This is a genomic window from Paenibacillus sp. 8b26, from assembly GCF_050626875.1.
Classification (GTDB): domain Bacteria; phylum Bacillota; class Bacilli; order Paenibacillales; family Paenibacillaceae; genus Paenibacillus.
This window is the reverse complement of record NZ_CP192445.1, coordinates 250,882-272,022: the sequence shown is the minus strand read 5'-3', so window position 1 is coordinate 272,022 and position 21,141 is coordinate 250,882. Positions and strand designations below refer to the sequence as shown.

The 21,141-nt window shown below is 42.4% G+C and carries 16 protein-coding genes and 1 pseudogene; 11 read left to right on the top strand and 6 right to left on the bottom strand.

Annotation, left to right across the window (positions count from 1 at the left end):
- Positions 1-43: 43 nt before the first annotated feature.
- From ACQ4MX_RS01085 to ACQ4MX_RS01070, 4 genes are all read left to right on the top strand, one after another.
- Complete coding sequence (locus ACQ4MX_RS01085) at positions 44-253, top strand: hypothetical protein (protein ID WP_431088841.1); 210 nt, start codon at positions 44-46, stop codon at positions 251-253.
- Between the two features lie 22 nt (positions 254-275).
- Positions 276-1,016, top strand: a complete 741-nt coding sequence (gene nfsA / locus ACQ4MX_RS01080) for an oxygen-insensitive NADPH nitroreductase (protein WP_431088839.1) — start codon at positions 276-278, stop codon at positions 1,014-1,016.
- 146 nt (positions 1,017-1,162) lie between these two features.
- Positions 1,163-1,588, top strand: coding sequence for a MarR family winged helix-turn-helix transcriptional regulator (locus ACQ4MX_RS01075; RefSeq protein ID WP_431088838.1), 426 nt, complete (start codon positions 1,163-1,165; stop codon positions 1,586-1,588).
- 105 nt (positions 1,589-1,693) lie between these two features.
- On the top strand, positions 1,694-1,930 hold the full coding sequence (locus tag ACQ4MX_RS01070) for a DUF896 domain-containing protein (protein WP_431088836.1): 237 nt from the start codon (positions 1,694-1,696) through the stop codon (positions 1,928-1,930).
- 435 nt (positions 1,931-2,365) lie between these two features.
- On the opposite strand, the gene ACQ4MX_RS01065 is transcribed toward ACQ4MX_RS01070, so the two are convergent.
- Entirely contained in the window at positions 2,366-2,998 is a 633-nt protein-coding gene (locus ACQ4MX_RS01065; RefSeq protein WP_431088835.1) for a TetR/AcrR family transcriptional regulator, read from the bottom strand.
- A gap of 229 nt (positions 2,999-3,227) precedes the next feature.
- Here ACQ4MX_RS01065 and ACQ4MX_RS01060 point away from each other — a divergent pair, with 229 nt between their 5' ends.
- Positions 3,228-3,968 (top strand): SDR family oxidoreductase, encoded by a 741-nt coding sequence (locus ACQ4MX_RS01060; RefSeq protein WP_431088834.1) that lies wholly within the window; start codon positions 3,228-3,230, stop codon positions 3,966-3,968.
- 115 nt (positions 3,969-4,083) lie between these two features.
- On the opposite strand, the gene ACQ4MX_RS01055 is transcribed toward ACQ4MX_RS01060, so the two are convergent.
- On the bottom strand, positions 4,084-5,259 hold the full coding sequence (locus ACQ4MX_RS01055) for a CynX/NimT family MFS transporter (protein WP_431088833.1): 1,176 nt from the start codon (positions 5,257-5,259) through the stop codon (positions 4,084-4,086).
- A gap of 104 nt (positions 5,260-5,363) precedes the next feature.
- Here ACQ4MX_RS01055 and ACQ4MX_RS01050 point away from each other — a divergent pair, with 104 nt between their 5' ends.
- The 4 genes from ACQ4MX_RS01050 (at position 5,364) to ACQ4MX_RS01035 (ending at position 12,778) form a co-directional block, all read left to right on the top strand.
- On the top strand, positions 5,364-6,248 hold the full coding sequence (locus ACQ4MX_RS01050) for a LysR family transcriptional regulator (protein WP_431088832.1): 885 nt from the start codon (positions 5,364-5,366) through the stop codon (positions 6,246-6,248).
- Between the two features lie 671 nt (positions 6,249-6,919).
- Positions 6,920-8,692 carry a glycoside hydrolase family 53 protein gene (locus ACQ4MX_RS01045; RefSeq protein WP_431088831.1) on the top strand — a complete coding sequence of 591 codons (1,773 nt, stop codon included), beginning with the start codon at positions 6,920-6,922 and terminating at the stop codon, positions 8,690-8,692.
- 437 nt (positions 8,693-9,129) lie between these two features.
- On the top strand, positions 9,130-10,404 hold the full coding sequence (locus ACQ4MX_RS01040; protein WP_431091214.1) for an oligosaccharide MFS transporter: 1,275 nt from the start codon (positions 9,130-9,132) through the stop codon (positions 10,402-10,404).
- 58 nt (positions 10,405-10,462) lie between these two features.
- Positions 10,463-12,778, top strand: coding sequence for a beta-galactosidase (locus ACQ4MX_RS01035; protein WP_431088830.1), 2,316 nt, complete (start codon positions 10,463-10,465; stop codon positions 12,776-12,778).
- A gap of 62 nt (positions 12,779-12,840) precedes the next feature.
- On the opposite strand, the pseudogene ACQ4MX_RS01030 reads toward ACQ4MX_RS01035, so the two are convergent.
- Positions 12,841-13,026: pseudogene (locus tag ACQ4MX_RS01030) on the bottom strand (helix-turn-helix domain-containing protein); the annotation flags it as partial.
- A 15-nt stretch (positions 13,027-13,041) separates the two neighbouring features.
- The gene (locus tag ACQ4MX_RS01025; protein WP_431088829.1) at positions 13,042-13,731 is read right to left on the bottom strand and encodes an AraC family ligand binding domain-containing protein; all 690 of its coding nucleotides are present in this window, start codon (positions 13,729-13,731) and stop codon (positions 13,042-13,044) included.
- Positions 13,732-13,912: 181 nt separating this feature from the next.
- On the opposite strand from ACQ4MX_RS01025, the gene ACQ4MX_RS01020 reads away from it, so the two are divergent.
- Together ACQ4MX_RS01020 and ACQ4MX_RS01015 are read left to right on the top strand one after the other, a co-directional pair.
- Positions 13,913-17,269 carry a DUF5107 domain-containing protein gene (locus ACQ4MX_RS01020; RefSeq protein WP_431088828.1) on the top strand — a complete coding sequence of 1,119 codons (3,357 nt, stop codon included), beginning with the start codon at positions 13,913-13,915 and terminating at the stop codon, positions 17,267-17,269.
- Positions 17,270-17,434: 165 nt separating this feature from the next.
- On the top strand, positions 17,435-18,076 hold the full coding sequence (locus ACQ4MX_RS01015; RefSeq protein WP_431088826.1) for a sugar-binding domain-containing protein: 642 nt from the start codon (positions 17,435-17,437) through the stop codon (positions 18,074-18,076).
- Between the two features lie 604 nt (positions 18,077-18,680).
- On the opposite strand, the gene ACQ4MX_RS01010 is transcribed toward ACQ4MX_RS01015, so the two are convergent.
- Positions 18,681-20,159, bottom strand: coding sequence for a TniQ family protein (locus tag ACQ4MX_RS01010; protein ID WP_431088825.1), 1,479 nt, complete (start codon positions 20,157-20,159; stop codon positions 18,681-18,683).
- The gene (locus tag ACQ4MX_RS01005; RefSeq protein ID WP_023988766.1) at positions 20,159-21,133 is read right to left on the bottom strand and encodes an ATP-binding protein; all 975 of its coding nucleotides are present in this window, start codon (positions 21,131-21,133) and stop codon (positions 20,159-20,161) included. Before ACQ4MX_RS01005 ends, ACQ4MX_RS01010 begins: the two co-directional genes overlap by 1 nt.
- Positions 21,134-21,141: the final 8 nt, after the last annotated feature.

The following is a 21,141-nucleotide window of genomic DNA, read 5'->3' as shown; positions in this document are numbered from 1 at the left end:
TGATTCCACTCTGCGCCTATCCGGAATGAAGGAGAAGAACTAAATGAAAACAAGAAGTGAGATGCAACTGGCTCTACAGATGGTTTCTGGGTATGGGGCTGAATTCAGCGCATGGAGAATGTCTGGCACTGCCCCGGCAGCTTACACCAATATGGATAGTTATGTGGAACGGGCTAAATTAGCTGAAAAAGGAAAATTTCAAATGATTTTCATTGCGTCCCTTACGAATATGGAATGCGGGAATATTGAATAAACGAATAGAAGAGAGGATTTTAATGAATAATACGCTTGAATTGCTTCATAACCATACATCGATTCGTTCTTACACATCTCAACCCCTGACTGAGGAACAACGAGATGCAATCTTTCAGGCAGCTAATCAAACTTCATCGTTCAGTCTCCTGCAGGCCGTGTCCATTATTCGAATCACAGATCCGGTTCTTCGAAAAAAAGTCAGACAACTTTCTGTCAATCAACCTTATATTGAAGAAGCGGCTGAGTTTTGGATTTTCTGTGCAGATTTCAATCGAAATCATCAAATTGCCCCGGAAGTGGATATCGAATATATTGAATTTCTTTTGATCGGTTCATTCGACGCCGGACTGGTGGCACAAAATGCGTTAACCGCGGCCGAATCCCTGGGGCTCGGCGGGGTATTTATTGGCGGTGTCAGAAGTAATATTAACGAACTATCTGAAGTATTGAATTTACCGAAATATGTGATTCCTTTAGTGGGGTTATGCATCGGTAATCCAGCTGGAGATAAACCTGAGCTGAAACCTCGGCTGCCTCAATCCATGGTATTACTTGAAAATCAGTACCAATCACTTGATCAAGAGAAATTAGCTATCTATGATGAAACCATGTTGAACTATTATGAAAGTCGTCCGGTGAAAGCACCTTTCACAGTGAAAAAAGTAAAAGGATGGAGTGACCACATCCAGGATCATCTTCAGAGAAGTATTCAGCCTCAAATGATGGACTATTTGAACAAACAAGGATTTGCCAAAAAATAAGTTTAGCAAAGGCATACTTTTGAACCTTGGACCTGGATAACTGCCCCCAAATTAGGGGGCAGGTTCTAAGATAAATTGACACCTGTATATCACCGTGATACATTTAGTCTGCTAAATATAATTCGGATGACAGGGAGGGATAATTCATGACGGATGCAGTAGATTGTGATATCCGACAGTCGTTAGATCGGATTTCCTCCCAAATGCGGCGAAATTATAGTGAATCTCTTAGGGAACTTAATCTCTATGTAGGGCAAGATAATTTGCTGTATCGTCTGTGGTTGGGTGATGGGGTAACACAAATGCAACTATGTGAACACTTGAAATGCGAACCGCCAACGGTAACGAACATGGTTAAATCACTGGAGCAGAACGGATTTATATATCGTAAACGTGATGAACAAGATGCAAGGATCATGCGTATTTTTCTAACGGACAAAGGCAAAGAATTAGAGACACCGGTTGAGATTAAATGGAGGGAGCAGCAGGAAAAATTACTTCAATCCATTTCTCCGGAAGATCGGCTGATATTAAGACAATTAATGCAACAAATGGAGAGAAATATATTATAACTCTCTATTTCTTCAATATATATTTAGCTTACTAAATATATGCGATCAGATTTGCCAAGTACAATCAAGCTTGGTTCCACATTAAAAACAGAGAAGAGTACGAACATGATGACCCCATATCTGGACAGAATTAATGAATTAAGCAGAAAACAAAGTAATAATGGTTTGACCGACCAGGAGAAATCAGAGCAGATGGAACTTCGGCAAAATTATTTGAAAATGATCCGTGGACAACTTCTAACAACGATGCTTGCGGTCTCTGTGGTTGATCCTGAGGGTAATGATGTCACCCCATCCAAATTGATTGATGAAAAGAAAATCCTTTCAAATACCAAGATATAATTAGTAATTCCCATTGAAAGTGGCTAACTTAGCGGCTTTTTTATGTTATCGGTACAAGTTCGTGTCCCGAGCCAAGGACAAGAACTTGTACCGATTGCCGGAATGGACAAGAACATGATTCGATCAACGATTAGATGGAAATCTAAATAGTGAGCATATACTCTTAATACTTCATTAAGTACTGTAATACATGACGGATTGTATTATGAAGTACGACAGCTAAAAACAAAGAAGTCCATGAGAAACAATCAACATGTGTATTGAGTCGTTCTACTCTCATTTGAAGACCAAGAAATAGATTCGAATAAGACAGCAAACAAAACTACCACTCTTCGGTGGAAAACCGGTGAACGGTCGTAGCTTAAATTTGTCCTGTATGTTTTGTCTACTTGACAGGGTTACCGAAACTAGAACTTTTTGTGTTGAGCTATCGGCTCACTTCGAGGATTGTTGGTTGATATAGGAACGATATCGCAACCCATCTATGAGCAAGGATACCAAATCCCTCGCGACTGCAGGATCGAAGTTGGTGATCTTTAGGCATAGGCTGGAAGCCGCATTCAACAAACCGGTGGAACTGATGTTGGGGCATGTCTCACCAGCATTTGAAGCTGCATGAAGCAGACTTTCCAATATCGGAATAAAATGGCTATCGAAGGACTCCGTTAGTGCTTCATATGCAGGATCACTCGAATGTAATGCTGCTGCAAGTCCGGGTATGGATAAAATGAAATCAACATACGTCTGCATCCATAGGGCCAAAGCTTCGCCAGGTGCATGTTTAGCAGTCAATGTGGTTGCAGCCTCTGCACAGTTATCCATTTCCTGACCAATGACAGCCAGAATCAAATCTGATCTTTGGGGAAAATGACGGTATACTGTTCCGACTCCCACACCTGCCTGCTTGGCAATTTCGCGGATTGGCGCATCAACTCCCGAAGTTGTGAATACAGTCAGAGCAGATTGGAGCAGGGCACAATTATTGCGCTTCGCATCCACACGTAAGTATCGATCTTTATGATCGTGGGGCTCCACGGTATTGTCAGTATTTTGTTCTTTCCGTTCCATACAAAATGCCCCTCTCAGATTTAAACCATTCCATCTGAACATTATACTATTAAAAATAGACGTACTCAACATAGCTGCATTTAATAACGCATTTTTGAATCATATAAGAATTTAGAAAAGTATTGTAATCGGAACAATGTTCCGTATATAATTGGAACATGGTTCCGTTTAATATCACTCTCGACACTAAATGGACTAAATACAACCTATGAATTAAAGGAGATTAACTATGCATAATAAACCTGTCGCTTTGGTCACTGGAGCTAATAAAGGAATTGGTTATCAAATTGCGAAAGACCTCGTGACACACGGTTTCACCGTTCTGATCGGTTCTCGCAATTTCGAGAATGGTGAAACAGCCGCGAAGAATATAGGCTCGGAAGCCCATGGCATCCAGTTGGATGTAACTGACCATTCATCGGTTTACGCAGCTGCGGAACGAATCAAGCGTGAATTTGGGCGGCTTGATGTTCTTGTTAACAACGCGGGTATCGCTTTTAGTGGTATTTTAGGCACAACTGAAGAAGAGATGAAGAATGTATATACTCCAAGTCTGGTGCCTCTTGACGAGGTACGCGGATTGTTTGAGACCAATGTATTTGGCGTCATTGCCGTCACGCAAGCGATGCTGCCACTGCTTCGTGATGCAAAGGCGGGACGCATTGTAAATATCTCCAGTGAACTGGGCTCATTGACGCGTAACCTTGAACCCGGGTCATTGTCCATCGGTTACTACGGTCCTTCCAAGACTGCTGTTAACGCAGTTACCGTTGCCTTTGCCGTGGAACTTGCGTCAACCAACATCAAAGTCAATGCGGTATGCCCCGGATTCACAGCAACAGATATGAATAACTTCCAAGGTACGAACACAGTCGAACAAGCTGCTGCTCTAGCTCTTCGTTTCGTTCTCCTTGATGAGAACGGCCCGACAGGAACATTCTCCAACAAAGAAGGCATTATACCTTGGTAATGTAGGACAATTTTAATTGATAAAATAAAGGAAGCAACTGACCATTGGGATCAGCTGCTTCCTTTATTGTGTTGTCTACGACAAGTATGAAAGCATCGGAAAAAGTTGGTTCCTTCTATCCTACATTTGCTTTCTCTGTTGGTTTAGTAATTTTCCAACCTAAGAAGATCACGATGAACCCAATGGCAATAAGAAGATACAATGTTGGAATGAAGCTTCCCGTGTAATCATATAGCAAGCCAATGATAATAGGACCTACTGCACCGATCATATATCCAATTGCTTGTGTCATTGCTGACCATGTACTGGCTTCAATAGGTGAATTTGTTTTATCAATGGGTAATAACAAGGTTAGTGAAACAAGTCCACCGGCACCAATTCCTAGACATATACTCGATACGATAGGTGTAATATTTGTAAAAGTTAAAAGAGCTAAACCTATAATCTCACTAAGAGTGAAAAATGTAATCCAGAATCTTCTACTTGGAATGGATCTCAAGAGAAAAGGCAATAATAGAGTAGCAGGTAGCTGTGCAATCATAGATATGGTGCCTATAAGACCAGCATATGATGAAGCATATCCCTTATCTTCCACAATAGCTGGAAGCCAAGCTGCAAAACAATAGAATAGAAGAATTACAATTCCCACAAAAGAAGTTAATAACCAGGCTTGTTTATTATTTAGAGGTAAGGAAGCACTTCTCCGTTGTGATGCAGTATTTTTGAGAGTATGAGGATGCTTTATTACCATCAACCAAAGTGGAACGGCAATTAAGGAAAAAATAAACCAGAATCCTAACCCAATCTTCCATGAATCATTAAACCAGTGTTGAAGAGGGGTTGTTAATCCTATAGCAATGGATGCACCTACTACCATAGAAGTGGAATACATGCCGATCATAGGTGCCACTTTATCTGGAAAATAACTTTTAATGAATCCAGACATTAGCGGGCTTACAATACCAATTCCTGCACCAATGAGTAAAGAAGTAATTAATAGATATATTGGGGAATTCGTAAAGAAGCGTAGAAATGTTGCAACACCAATACAAGCTATGAAGATGGTAATGATTTTCTCAGACTGGTAGCGATTGGCTAGACGGCCAGCAAATAATGAACAAAAACCAATACATAATAAAGGAATAGAAGTCAGTAAACTGGCTGAAGTCGAATTCATGCCTAAATTCTCCGTTATGCCATGTAAGACCGGACTCACTGATGTTATACCAGGCCTAAGATTAAAAGAAGCTAGTATAAGTGCGAAAAGAAATAACTTGTAACGATTTGCCATGCACTAATTACCTCCAGTAATTTCTTGATGTATTATTTTCTTTTATGTTACATTAAGTTTTACATCTAATAAAATGCATATTTATTATAAGGGAGATATCAAAATTGATATGGAATGAATTACAAATTCAACTCATTGTTAAAATCTCGGAAACAGGTAGTTTTACAAAAGCAGGTGAAGAGTTGCATATGACACAACCGGCGGTAAGTCGCATTGTGGCAGCTGTTGAATCAGAATTAGGTACGAAGCTGATTATAAGAAACAGGAAAAATGGATTAGTTTTTACTGATGTAGGTGAACGAATATTAATACTTTTTAGAAATGTCCTGAGTGAATTACAAAAAGTGGATGAATTAATTGCGGCAGAACAAGGATTAGAAATTGGGAAAGTTCATATAGGTGCTTATCCTACAGCATGTACAAGGTTTATTCCCAAAATTATACGCACAATGGAAGAAAAGCATCCCGGTCTTGAAGTCAAGCTTTCGGAAGGCAGTGTAGATCAAGTTAAAGAGTGGTTACGAACTAGATCCGTTGATGTAGGAATAACAATTCCTCCTGAAAATGATTTTGATGTTATTCCATTGGTAAAGGACGAGTTAATTGTAGTTATCCATTTAGATCACCCTTTAGTTCAGAAAGAATCCATAGAGATCCCCGATCTGGAAGGCGAAAACCTAATTCTTGGAAGAGGCGGTTATGAGGTACAAGTACATGCGATATTCAAAGAGTTTAAAATGAAACCTAAAGTTCGGTTTGTAGTCGATCATCTAGATACAGCATTAAGTATGGTCAAAGAAGGATTAGGGATTATAGTAACAACTAGAGGAGCACTTTCATCTATGCCGGAGCAAGTGATATTACGCGAATTGAAACCTAGAATGTTTAGAGATATTAATATAGCAGTGCCAGATATTAACGACATATCTAAAGCCACAGATGTTTTCATCCAAACAGCATCTTCTCTTTTTAGCAATAAGCACGTCTAAATGAGTCATATAGGGTGGCATATAAGGGAAGAAAGAAGAAAAACAAGAGGTAGAATTGAGAACGGAAATTATTTTGGAGCTCACATAAATTCCCCTACTTTGGTAAGATCCCATCAATGTAAGGAAATTTATTGTTGTAGTTTAAGACATTAGACCGTGCAAATTAAAAGTCGCTAATATAGCGGCTTGTTTAGTTTAACTACGTAAAAGCGTTATGGGTCACTCTGCTTTTGAGACCTCTCTGGCCATCCATTCTAAAAGAAACAGAACGGGGAATTGAGTGGTTATATTGGCTGATTCATAATACTGGATCGGCTACACTTAATTGGACAATAAAAATGAGGGCTTGTAGAATAAAACTATCATCCTAAGTAATTATTGAGAATATGTGATATTTATGGTATATAAGGGTCCTTTCATATGGAAGGACCCTTATATATTACTACCGTCAATCTTTGTTATGTAACTACCTTTAACAGAAAATACTCCAGCTTTATCCGTCTATTATGCATTGTATCAAAACAAGGAAATAAGTAAACTATAAATTGGAAGCGCTTCCAATCAATTTGAATAGGTGTAGAGTATGGGCTCTATCACGAAAGGAGGGGACGATTAGATCGAACAGCAATGGTCAACAAGCAGCTTATACCTATCCTGATGGAGGTGCAAGGATGATAAAATTTATCGGTGGTACTAGAAAAATCGTGATTATGTTGCTGCTAGTGATCGTACTTTGTGTGAACAGCTCGAATATAAGTCAAGCGGAATCCCCACAGGTTACAGTGCCCGACGGCAGCATTGAAAGCAGTCTAAGCCCCAATGAAAATCTTGTCCCTGTCGGAGCTACTATAGCAAATTATGATTTTGAAATTGCACAGGACAGTAAACTTAAGACTTGGCAGGTCTCAGGGGATAAATCATCCTCACAGCAGGCAACTTCAGGCTACAGCGGACAACACAGCCTACAGCATGCCAACAGTAGGAAGGATTATCAAGTACGAACGGAGCAGATCTTGACTGGACTGGAAAATGGTTATTATACCCTGACCGGCTGGACGAAGAACAGTGGCGGACAAAGGGCTGCATATTTGTATGCTAAGGGAGCTGATAAGTCCGAATCACGAACAGCACTTCCGGTTTCCTCTCAATGGATCAAGGTAACCGTGAGAGGCGTTCAGGTCAATGACGGCAAAATGACTGTAGGAATCTATTCTGATGCCAAAGCTGGAAACTGGTTGAATTTGGACTTTGTAGAACTTGTACATGACAACAGACCCTACAAGCTGCCCAAAGGTGGCGATGTATCTGAGTTAACGCAAATAGAAGCTAAGGGCGGTAAGTTTTATGATCGGAAAGGGAAGCAAAAGGATCTGTTCCAAATATTGAAAGAGGAAGGACATGATATCGTCCGCCTGCGTTTATATAATGATCCTGGCAAAGGTAAGGGAGATGGGGAATACTACCGTCCCGCTGGCTTTATGGATAAACAAGATATTTTGAAGCTGGCTAAGCGTGCCAAAGCGGCAGGTTTGCAAATCCAGCTCTCATTTCACTACAGCGATTACTGGACCAATGGTGAGCTTCAGATTATTCCGAACGAATGGCAAAAGCAAATCCAAAATCTCACAACAGAACAGCAAAAGGTGGACAAGCTATATCAGCTTCTATACGATTATACGACGGAGATCATGCAATCCATGAAAGCGCAGGGAACGACACCAGAGTATGTATCTCTTGGCAATGAGATGCAGAGCGGGCTACTCTACCCTTTTGGCAAAATAGAAGATGCGACTTCGGAGAATTGGGATCATAATTGGGATCATCTTGCCCGATTCCTCAAGGCGGGTTCCCAGGCAGTAAAGGCGGTATCACCGTCGACCAAGGTCATTATTCATCTGGATGATGCAGGGAATTACAATAAGTATTATGATTTTTTCGATCAACTGAACCTATATCAAGTCGATTATGATATTATCGGGCCTTCCTATTACCCGTACTGGACGAAGAAAACGGTAAGCCAGCTGGTCGATTTCCTTAACGATATCGGTCAAAAATATGAGAAGGATATCATGATCATGGAAACTGGATTTAATTGGAATCCAACTCTGCCGGATAATAGTCCTGGACAACTCGTGGACAATGGGCCATACCCTGCCAGCATGAGCAGCCGGGAAGGGCAGCGGGATTTTATGTATGAACTGTTTAACGGCTTGAAGAGCGTAAATAACGGCAGAGTCATCGGCGACTTGTACTGGGATCCCATTATGATCCCGGCACCGGGATTAGGCTGGGCGATCAGGGAAGCAGACGATCTTCCGGGTAAAAATGTTGTCTCCAATACCACGTTGTTTGACTTTGACGGCAAAGCTCTCCCCGTATTTGATGCCTATAGATACAATACAGAAGGCGTGCCATCAACTACGAAGCAGGAAAATGAACAATAGAAGTATAATGAGGAGGCCAGAAGATTCGCATTAATGCGCTTTTTCTGGCTTTTTTAAGATATTAGAAAGTTAAATGCTTCAGAGCTGTTTCGTTTGTATACATTATTTTTTCGTTATGAATACGAAAATAATCCATTATAAACAGTTTTCAGTTAATTTAAAACTGCTGTATGAAAGCGTATTATCGAATAATAACATAACGCAAGGAGTGATTGAATGATTGTATTCGTTTCAGGTGTTCCATATGAGTAGAAGCAAGTTAAAATTCCGTTATGGAACAGAAAAACCTGATAAAAATCCATTGAACGAATGCCAGAAATCTTCAGAAAGATATTCCGTTCTCTGGATAAAACAAACCATTATAATGCAAGTGCTATAACGAGGGTCGTGCGTAGTCTCTTTTTGAAAACAACATAAAGGTGGAGCAACGTATGAAAATGTCGGTTACTAGACACAATTATTGGTCTTTGAGTATTTTTAATTTTGCATACCTGTTTACATGGTCGGCAGCCATGTCGTTTTTTGTGATATGGTTGAGTCAAAACCTCGGTATTTCTGGCACCAAAACCGGTCTTCTTTATTCAGCGAACTCCATTGTGGCCCTTATTTTGCAGCCGGTGTTCGGCTACCTGTCGGATAAGCTTGGTTTAAGAAAACATTTGCTGTATGTGCTGTTCCTGATTCTGCTGTTGGTAGGGCCTTTCTTTATTTATGTTTATGGGCCGCTTTTGCAAAGCCATTTTGTGATTGGAGCCATTGTAGGGGCACTCTTTATTGGTCTGGTTTTTAACGCAGGGAATGGTGTCGTGGACTCCTATATGGATAAAGTGTCCCGCAAATATGACTTTGAGTATGGCCGAGTACGGATGTGGGGCTCCCTCGGCTGGGCGGCTGCTACATTTGTAGCCGGAAGAGTAATTAACATCGATGTTAATTTGACATTCTGGATAGCATCGCTTTCGGCTCTGGTAGCGCTGATCTGTGTGATCTTAACGAAGGTTGAAATATCCGATCAGGAGCTGCAACGAACCGATTCACTCCGCCTTTCCGATGTGTCTCAGCTTATTCGTACCACAAAGTTCTGGTTCCTGATGCTTTTTATGGTAGGTGTCGCTCAAATTTATGAGGTGTACGATCAACAGTTCGCCACCTACTTTGTAGCTCAGTTTAGTACAGAAGCTGAAGGCAATCAGTTTTTCGGCGATCTGGGAGCCGTACAGGTCTTTTTTGAATTCGTTTTCTTATTTGTAACGCCTTGGTTCGTCAACAAAACTACCGCTAAATGGGCATTGATTATTGCTGGAGCCATCATGTCCTTCCGGATTATAGGCTCATCCATTCCGCTGGGTCCGGTATGGATTGCGGTTATGAAAATGATTCACTCGCTGGAGAAGCCCATTATTTTGGTGGCCATCTTTAAATATATAGCCATTAATTTCGATCAACGGCTGTCTTCAACGATGTATTTGCTGTATCTCTTTATGGGCTCCCTCGTTGTATCTGTTTTCTCGCCTATCGTTGGTCGGTTGTATGAGGTGCTGGATTTCCCGACGACCTATATCATCCTGGGGAGTATTGCCGGACTCTTCACCCTTTTATCCTGTTTCACCTTGACGGCTGACAAAGATAATGGAGAACGTTATTGGTCTCAGTTGGGAAAGACCGGCACGGTAAAAAAACAAATGGATGAACCAAACATATCAAATACTTGATTGTCATCCATATGAGGCGTGTAAATTTGTAAACGCTATTATTTTAAGGAGGATTATCATGAAGGAACTGCTGCAAAAGAATGAAGTCTTTTATAAACTTGATCAGAAAGACAAGGAAATTCGCCAGGGTAAGCTTTCCGGCCATGGTGGAGAAAATCCGCAGGGAGAAGCATTTGATTTTACGAGCTATTACATGACCCATAATGGCAAACCCTTTATTCCGGTAGTAGGTGAGTTTCACTTTTCGAGATTTGCTTATCTTCAGTGGGAAGAGGAGCTGCTCAAAATGAAGGCTGGCGGTGTTAATATCATTGCGTCGTATGTATTTTGGAATTTCCATGAGGAAGAAGAAGGTGTATTCAATTGGTCGGGAGATCTGAATTTGCGTCACTTTGTCGATCTGTGTTCCAAGCATGATTTGCCGCTAATTATGAGGATCGGTCCATTCTGTCATGGAGAGGTACGTAACGGAGGGCTGCCGGATTGGATCTTTAATTATCCTTTTGAGGTCAGATCCAACGACGAGGGCTACTTGCATTTTGCTAGAAGATTGTACCGGGAAATTGCACGTCAGTTAAAAGGCTGCTACTTCCAGGAGGGTGGCCCAATTATCGCCGTGCAGCTGGAGAATGAATACATGCACTGCGGTGCGCCGCTTGATGCATGGGGGTATAAAAGCGGCAAATATATCACGTCTGGCCGGGATGGCAAGGAGCATTTGGCTGAGCTGCGTCGGATTGCTGAGGAAGCTGGCATTCAGCCATTATTCTTTACGGTGACAGCATGGGGAGGAGCAGCTGTGCCAGAGGAGGGAACACTGCCCATGCTGGCAGGATATGCTTATACACCCTGGATTCCGAATCAGCCGCCGAGCAGAGAATATCTTTTTCGTGATCTGCACCTATGCCCTGCAGAGCCTGTTGACTATGATACGCTGGACTATCCTGCAGCTTATTGTGAATTGGCGGGTGGAATGCAGGTAAGCTATAACGCACGTCCTTACGTTCCCGCCTCCAGTGTGGAAGCAATGACTGTTGTGAAGCTTGCAAATGGCAGCAACCTTGTTGGTTATTATATGTATCACGGCGGGTCAAATCCGATCGGTAAAAAAACGTTTATGAATGAACACGCCTTGCCCAAGATCACTTATGATTATCAATCACCGCTCGGTGAATTCGGACGGATTGGCGAGTCGTATGACCGCATTCGGAGTATTGCCATGTTTCTGGATGCCTTTGGCGGGAAGCTGGCCCCAATGGGAAGTGTCATACCTGAAGGGCAGCAAGAACTGGTACCGGAAAACACCGTAGAGCTTCGTTGGTCCGTTCGTCAGAGAGAAGGACGGGGATTTGTGTTTCTTAATAATTTTCAAGATCACATTTCAATGCCAGAACGTGAAGTAAGCTTGGTTTTGGAAACGGCAAGAGGGCAGGTGCGCTTTCCATCAGAAGGAACATTTAAGCTTGGCAGTGGAACCGCGGCTATTTTACCTTTTAACCTTAACATTTATGGCATAGAGATCATTAGCGCGACCGTCCAGCCTCTGACTCTGCTGGATCATGAACATACGGCGGTTTTTTATGCTCATGAAGGAATTGTTCCCGAGTATGTGATCTCAAAGGCAACATTCTCCATGTTAACCGCTGCAGGCGCATCTGTTGTTGAAGGGGAGAAGCAGTGGGTCATTCGTCCGAGAGCCGGACGTGAACATGAGGTACAGCTTACCAATCAGAACGGACAGGTTGTTCGACTGCTTACTTTGACCCGTAAGGAAGCATTGCAGGCGTATCGTTTCAGCCTGTGGGGTCAGGAGAGACTCGTCATCAGCAGTGCCCATCTCCATGAGCAGAAGGGGCAATTAAATTGTACGACGGAAGGGAACAGTCAAATGAGGGTTTCAATGTTCCCCGCGCCGGATCATGTATCTGGTTCGTCTTATGCCGACATATCCAACATGGTCGAAGGAGTCTTCCGCACGTATGACTTAAAGGTTGAAGAAATGAATGTGCAAATGGAGATCAATTACCCGACAGAACAGACTGCAGTTCTTCAGCTTCCGGGAGAGTGGCCCAAGCAGGTGGAGGACATCTTTTTGCATATCGACTATGAGGGAGACGTGGCAGCCGCTTTTATCCGCAATGTAATGTTGACGGACCATATTCAGTATGGCCATACATGGGAGATTGGATTGAAAAACTCAAGACTGGAACTATTGAAAAATACGCTGAATCTTTCGATAACACCCGTTCGCAAGGGTACCACTCAAGGATATGTAAACCAGGCATACATTGAGCGTTTTGAAGGCATTGAGATAGGCAAATTTGAGCATATTCGGGCAGTGCCCCACTATCGGGCAGTATTATACAAAAAATAAGAGAGATGTTAATCCTATTATTGGTTAGTTAAACAGCCCCGATTGGGGCTGTTTTTGTACCGTCATCCTTTTGGGGTATTTCGGTATTGAGTAGGCGAGCAGCCCATGAGTTTCTTGAAGAGTCGCGAGAAGTAGTAAGGGTCGGATATACCGAATGTGCTGCATATTTCTTTTATGCTAAGATCCGTCAAGGTAAGCATCTGACGAGCGCGCTGCATCTTCATTCGAAGGTAGAATTCCACGGGAGGACAACTGGTTTCCTTTTAAAATAAATAGGTCAAATGCTGTTTGGACAAACCGGTATGATTGGCTAATTCGGGGAGTGTCAATGAACCTGTCAGCCGGTCGGTCATGTATCGAATGGCCTGCTCCAAGTATCGCTCTCCTTTTTGGTTTTGGACCGAGCTCCCTGTGCTCAGCCCGACGCTGCTCAGCAGGTGCCGGATTGTCTGTGATACATGGATCTGAGCCGGCATGGAGTAGGGTTTGTCTGACAGAAGAGAATAGCACTGCTCAAAATCCTCCAGCCATTTCGTATGCATAGCAATAGGAAGCAGCAACTGGTTGGTATCAAGCCCGTAAATTTGGATGAGCTGTGCCGCATGTTCTCCGCGCAAATGCATCCAATAGATTGTCCAAGGATTATCGATAGAAGCGCCGTAACGATGCGGTGTCCCTGCGGGTATGACCACCAGCTGCCGGGGCTCAATTTTCATCTGCTTGTCACCACTAGTTTCAAGCCAGCCTTCGCCTTCCACGCAATAAATAAGAATATGCGAATCGCATCCTTCGCTGCGTTCCCGATAATGAAACATTGCGCTTGGAAAACAGCCAATATCGCTGACATACAAGGCATTCGTTAAATCGCTTGCCGTGAGATCTTCGAGCATGTACTCGGGCTGGATAAACAGCTTTTGTGAATCAAAACCGTCTTTCTTTCGGGTCTCTGCCACCGTCAGTAAATCCTCCATTCATTATGAATATGGGTTATCGATATATTGTTGTTGATGCATTTGATTTACTCTTATATTTCTTTCAAATAAGAATATCATCTATCAAGAGGCGAGTTTCGTCAATTGGATTTTTGGTCTGTCAGCAGTAAATTGAAGATAAGTTACAAAAGGAGGAGAAAACATGAGTAACCAACAAGCCGCAGCAGCCGCTGACCTGGCAGTGCGAGTATGGGAAGAGAATATCGAAATCCCGACCTATGGAACCGGAGAGCCGGATAAAAACCCGATGTTCCTGGAGAAACGCGTTTATCAAGGCAGTTCGGGACGTGTCTATCCGCACCCTGTCATTGATAAAATTCTGGATGATATAGAAATCAAGACATATCAAATGCTGATTCTCGAAAATGAGTATGTCCGCATTGAAATCATGCCTCAAATTGGCGGCCGAGTGTACAGGGCACTCGATAAAACAAACAATTACGATTTTGTGTACTACAACCAGGTCATCAAGCCAGCGCTGGTAGGACTTGCCGGGCCATGGATTTCCGGGGGAATCGAGTTCAACTGGCCGCAGCATCACCGGCCGAACACATATGGTCCCGTTGAGCACCTCTTTACTCAAAACGAGGATGGCAGCGCAACCGTATGGGCCAGTGAAATCGACCGGATGTACGGAACCAAGGTAACGACCGGTTTTACACTGTATCCCGGGAAAGCTTACCTTGAAATTTCCGCCCAGCTTTACAACCGTACACCTGAGCCTCAAACGTTTCTCTGGTGGGCGAACCCGGCCGTTGCGGTGAACGATCATACGCAATCCGTGTTTCCACCGGACGTCACTGCTGTATTTGACCACGGGAAAAGAGATGTATCCAGGTTTCCTATAGCTACCGGTACTTACTACAAAATGGACTATTCCGAAGGTGTCGATATTTCCCGATACAAGAACATCCCGGTGCCGACCTCTTACATGGCCTACAAGTCCGACTATAACTTCGTTGGCGGCTATGACCACAGCGTTCAGGCTGGCTTGCTCCATGTGGCGAACCATCATGTGTCGCCAGGAAAAAAGCAGTGGACTTGGGGTAACGGGCAATTCGGGCAGGCGTGGGACCGCAATCTGACCGATGAGGATGGACCATATATCGAGCTGATGACAGGCGTTTATACAGATAATCAACCTGACTTTACGTGGCTACAGCCCTATGAAGAGAAATCGTTCAAGCAATATTTTATGCCTTATAAAAATATTGGGGTTGTAAAGAACGCCTCCATTGATGCCGCTGTTAATCTTGAAGTAGATGAAAATGCCCGCAAAGCAGTCGTGATGGCTTATGCTACTTCAGTTTTTGAAAATGCGGTTGTTGAGCTGAAGGGCAAGAAGCGATCTTACGTGCACGAGAAGCTAACACTGTCTCCTTTATCCACATACAAGACGGTCGTTAGTCTGGATGAAGAGGATCGGCCTCACAATCTACAGGTTACGATATACGACGCGAAGGGGCGATCGCTAATTACGTATCGTCCTGCCAAACCGTCCATAGAGCAGGTACCGGATGCGGCGAAGCCGCTGCCTTTGCCGGAAGAGCTGAAGACAAATGAGCAGTTGTATCTGGCAGGGCTGCATCTTGAACAATACCGCCATGCCACGTTCGAACCTGAAGCTTATTATCTGGAGGGACTAAAGCGGGACAGCACCGATATACGAATCAATCTCGCATACGGAACGCTGTTGCTGCGTAGAGGACAGTTTGCTGATGCAGAAGCCCATTTCCGTACGGCGGTCAAATCTCTGACTTGGCGAAACCCGAATCCTTATGATAGTGAAGCCTATTACCATCTCGGGGTTGCCCTAAAGCTTCAAAATAAAGAAAAAGAAGCATTCGCCGCTTTCTATAAGTCCGTGTGGTCAGCAGCATGGCAGGATAGCGGGTATTTCTCCCTGGCACAGATTGCGGCAGGTCAAGGCGCATACGACGAGGCACTGGAACTGATCGAACGATCTTTGATCCATAACAGTCGTAATTATAAAGCTAGACACTTGAAAAATGTACTGCTGCGTAAACTGGGGCGTCAGGCCGAAGCACTTGCTTTTGCCGACGAGACTTTGCTGCTTGACGTTGCTGACTTCGGCACGGCTTATGAGCGTTCCCTTATCCTGCTAGACCTGGGCAGAAAAGAAAAGGCTGATACCGCACTAGAGGACTTATTGCGTTTGATGCGTAACGATTTTCATAACTGCATGAATCTGGCTTCGGATTATGCAGGAAGCGGCTTGTATACAGAGACAGGCGTTGTGCTGGAGCAGGCGATTGCTCGCCAAGGCGCTAACGTGTATCCAATGTTGTATTATGCACTGGCTTACGCATACGAGCAAGAAGGCAGAAGTGAAGAAGCCGCTGAGCAGCGCAAGGCGGGAAGGGCCGCACCACCGGATTACTGCTTTCCGAACAGCCTGTTTGAGCTACAGATTCTGACAAGCGCCCAGACGCTCTGTCCTACTGATGATCGAGCACATTATTACCTTGGCAATTTGCTCTACGACAAGAAGCGCCCGGAAGATGCGATCAAGCATTGGGAAGCATCGGTAGCATTGAATGACCGTTACGCAACCGTACACCGCAATCTCGCTCTGGCATATTTCAACAAACGAAATGACCCTGAGGCAGCACGGCGCTCTTTGGAGCAGGCTTTTGCCTGCAATTCTACCGATGCTCGGGTATTCTACGAGCTGGATCAGCTATACAAAAAAATCGGCATGTCCAGCAAGGATCGATTATGTCGTTTGGAGCAGCATAAAGAGCTTGTGGAGAAGCGGGACGATCTGTTTATTGAAAACATCTCTTTGCTTAATCTGCTGGGAAGGCATGAGGAAGCGCTGAAAGCCCTCTTAAATCGACAGTTCCATCCGTGGGAAGGCGGAGAAGGGAAGGTAACCGGTCAATATGTGCTTACACTGGTGGAGCTGGGTAAACGAGCATTGAATCAGGGAAGCGCCGAAGAAGCGATCGAATTGCTGAGCCGCGCACTGCAATATCCGGAGAACCTTGGCGAAGGGAAACTTGAAGGGGCACAGGAAAACAATATTCATTATTATCTTGGCAACGCCTACAAATTGCTTGGCCAAAAGGAAGAAGCAGAGTATCACTGGTCGGTCGCATCGCAAGGGCTGGAGGAACCTGCCAGCGTCATGTACTATAACGACCAGCCGCCAGATATGATCCTTTATCAAGGTATGGCATGGCTTCAGCTGGGCAATGTGAAGGAAGCAAAACGCCGGTTCAATAAGCTGATCGACTATGCGGAAAAGCATCTTTTCGATGAGGTAAAAATCGATTATTTCGCCGTTTCGTTGCCGGATTTCCTTGTATTCGAGGATGATCTGAACAAGCGCAATCGGGTTCACTGTCTGTATATGATGGGACTGGGCCTGTTAGGCTTGGAACGAAACCGGGAAGCAAAGGAAAGATTCGACGAGGTACTGTCACTGGAACCAAATCATCAGGGAGCTCTTATTCATAAGGAATTAATCCAGTAAGAAGCGGTTCATATGACACGACTTGGAAGAATAAATATTTCCCTTGATCAAAAGTGGGGGGCATTACGGATTCAAAGACCTTGGGTTGCAAGAGGGCTGGCCAGTGGCCGGTCTTCCTTCTCCCGTCGCGGTTGGAGTGCCGCATACGTGGAATGTTGACCGAATATGGAGGAGTATCGGGGATTAGGCTGGTATGAATATCGGTTCGAGACTCCGGATTTACATGCAGGTAATCGGGTCTGGCTTCACTTTGAAGTGGTATATCGGGATGCAACGATTTGGATTAACGGTGTGGAGGCAGGAAGCCATCGAAATTCGGGCTATACGGCATTCCACGTCGAAGTAACGCCATACCTAAAAGCGGGTGAAAATTTGCTGGTCGTTGCTGTCGATAATCGGAACAGTGACATAGCCCTGCCCAAAGCCAACAGCTTTGATTGGGCCGATGATGGGGGCATCATTCGGAACGTCACAATGGTCGTCACCGGAGAAGCGGCAATCAACTATGTCAATTTAGAGGCGGTTCCTGTCTTGGCAGTTTCGGAACAATCAGCCCCTTCAGGGACAATAAAAGGAAGCATAACCCTTCACGAAGCTTTAAACATTGATGTAAATCAAGTGGAACTTGAACTTTTTTTGAAACAAGAGGGATTAACAGTATGGAGTGGGCAACAAATAGCAGCTTATCCTTGTACCTCGATCCCATTGCCCGAAATATGCCTTGATGATGTTAATCTTTGGCATTTTGATCATCCAAATCTGTACGAGATGACCATTCGAACTATATTTGATGGCTGCATACATTGATGAAATAACAATTGGTCTTAGACTATCTGAGGTAGCAGGTATTAACATCGAGGATCTGGATATGAACAAAGCTTTAGTTCGTGTTATACGCTAAGGTAATAAAGAATAATATGTGTATTTCAGCAAGCAAGCGTTACTGGATTTAGAAAATTATCTCCAGATCAGAGAATCCAGATATAAACCAGAGAAAACTGAAAGCTTTTTGTTTATTGCTGCTCCCTATAGGTCGTAAAGGAAAAAGTCGGCTAATACAAAGGTCAATTGAGAAACTGATTGAAAAGTATGCTTCAGTGTTGTCAATAAAGGGATAAACTTGTTGGACAAGTCCGGCAAGAAGTATAGAGTCTATATTTTTAGACTTTGACTATCTTTGACATATGAACAAAATACGGATTATGTGAATATCTATAAAAAAAACCGCATAACAGCGCGGCTTTATCGGTTGTCGGATGACAAGAACTTTATCTCATAAATGACAAGAATCTTATCTCATTTCCCATATAATTTTATCATTTCCCATATAATTTTAATTATATCTCATGATTATTATTACAGCAAAAATAAAAAATCGCCTAATAAAGGCGAATTAAATCTGTTTGTTTTTTTATATTCTTAACTTCATTACATATTGCTTAACGTAAGATTCAATTCGTTTATTTTCATCACTTGGATTCTCGTAAATTCTCATGGCTACACTTAATGGCTTAAAAGAATTCATCTTGAATAACAATTTCTTCATTGTTTTAGTACTTAGCGTGCATTTAAATTCATTTAAATTAATTCTTCTATCAACATTTGGAAGAATGATTTCGATCTTTTGTTTCTGACTCACATCAGAGTTGTGTTTAAGAATTGCTCTAGGAATACTATTCTGTAACATAATATCTAATTTATCTCGATTCGGAACACTAATTTGTTCGGCTCCTTCCACCGCTATTTTAAGCCATTCGTAAAAATAATTGAGACATAGTTCAGATGTCACACGATTTATTACCCAGTGAAACATTTCTCTGTTATCATATATAGACAGATTGGTATGAGCAAAGAGCCTATTTTTGTAGTCATCTATGATGTCCTCTATAAGTTCAGTTGCAACAGTTATACCGGGTCTTCTTCTAGAAATAACTAGGTTATTGTAAAAATGCTCTCTCCCTAATAAAGTTTGCTTCCAGAATACATATGCATAGGCAAATGGACAAATGGGAGGAAACTCTTCATTTTCATTTTTTCTAAGTTCTTGAAGCATTAGTATACATTTAAGATGTTTTTTGATGAATTTCTTTCTAACATAATGATCTATAGTTTTGAAACATCTACAATTTTGCTTATATAAATCATTTTTAAACTCATCTCTATATGAGTAATCTTGAGTTGAGGTAACTTTCACATTAAAAAAACACTTAGATTGAATTTTAGGTTCCAGAGTAAAATGTTGGATTGAACTAACTAGAGGTGAAAAAAGCAACCGATTAGAATCATCTCTCTTCCCTTGTGCTATCCATTTAGAAACTGGAACATCCGCTATCTCTACCTTCATTTTCCATTGTGACCAAGGGGTGCTACCGATATCGGCTAGCTTAAATCCACACTTACAGGTAAATGGCTCGTTTAGTGCTAAATCGCTAAGTAGGAAAGGAATCCGATTTAAGCACTTTGGACACGAACTCAATAGTTTAATTTGATGAATCGGGCAACTATGAAACAACGAGAATTGATGTAACCAACTATGATATCCTCCTTTAATACATTCTGGACACCAATTTAGTGATTGAGGAAACCAAGTAGAAATAGGTTCTTGATAATACTCCACTGGCTTTAGAAGATTTGATATTACTGATTTGTTGAGAACGGATAAATCTACTCCCAAATATTGTTTCAATGTGTTTAAATCAAATCCACTTAATTTAATTAGTTCTCTTCTAGAATCAGTCAAAACATTTTTTTTAATCTTTTTTACTTCTGCATTACCCAGCGTTTTCAGAATTTCAGTGCGGTTTATATGATTGGCTAAACTTACTTTTTCAAATATTGACCAAGGTGACTCGTATTCATTCATCCATTCTTTTCTCCATACAATGAACATTAATTAGCCTTCTTTCTGGCCAAGGCCATATAAATTTCAGATTCGATATAACCAGATCTGTTAATTGCTTCTCTCCACTGATGCATTGAGAGCCATTCGGAACCTTTACCGTTAGAGCCATTAATTTTCAATGCATTTTCGACGGTAAATGCTATATACTCCATGGGTATTTCAAACTTACCGGAGAGGCCGAACTCTTGCCGTATTTCTAAAAAGAGATTGAACAAACTAGATGAAAACTCAGACAGTCTTCTCCCTGAGTTAAAAGCCTGGGGAAAGTAATACTTAGTGTAGTACCAGCCACTGTCTTCCGGAAACTCGGATTCATCATAGCTCTGTAATACAAACTCCATCTCGGTTGAAGCCTGAACTCCCTTAAAACGATACTCAGATGCCATAAACCGGCCTACAATATGTGCTTTTTCATTAGCCAGAAAAAAAGATCTCCGATTGACCAGTTGTTCTTGTCCAATCGATATTGTAGTCATTCTAATATTCCTACGTACTAGTTGATTAGAGATATCAATTAAGCAATCATATTGCCATTCCGTCATTTTTTGAGCTTCATCCATAATCAAAACAATTCTGCGAAGGTTTGAATGTTCAGCTTTTTCATGCATCAAATTCACAATTTGATTGCGTAGCACAATTTCATCTTTTTTACTATTAAAGCCAAAGGAGAAGTCTGACAACATGTCTCTAAAAAACTTTTCTGGACTAGGTACTCTATAGCTTTTGCAGTCTGCAACAAGTACAGGAATCGGGGTTTCCAATTCTGATGGTAAATAGTTAACAGCGAACATTGTTGCTCTAGTCTTCCCTAAACGGGGGCGACCATAAACAATCATTCCCGGCCCACCATCTTTAATAATCTGAATAATCTTATCCATCAACCTGGTTATCTCAATGGTAGGAAGAACATATTGCCCCTGCTCAATTGGATGTGTTCCAGGTATAATATTTGGTCTTTTCATTGTTAAGC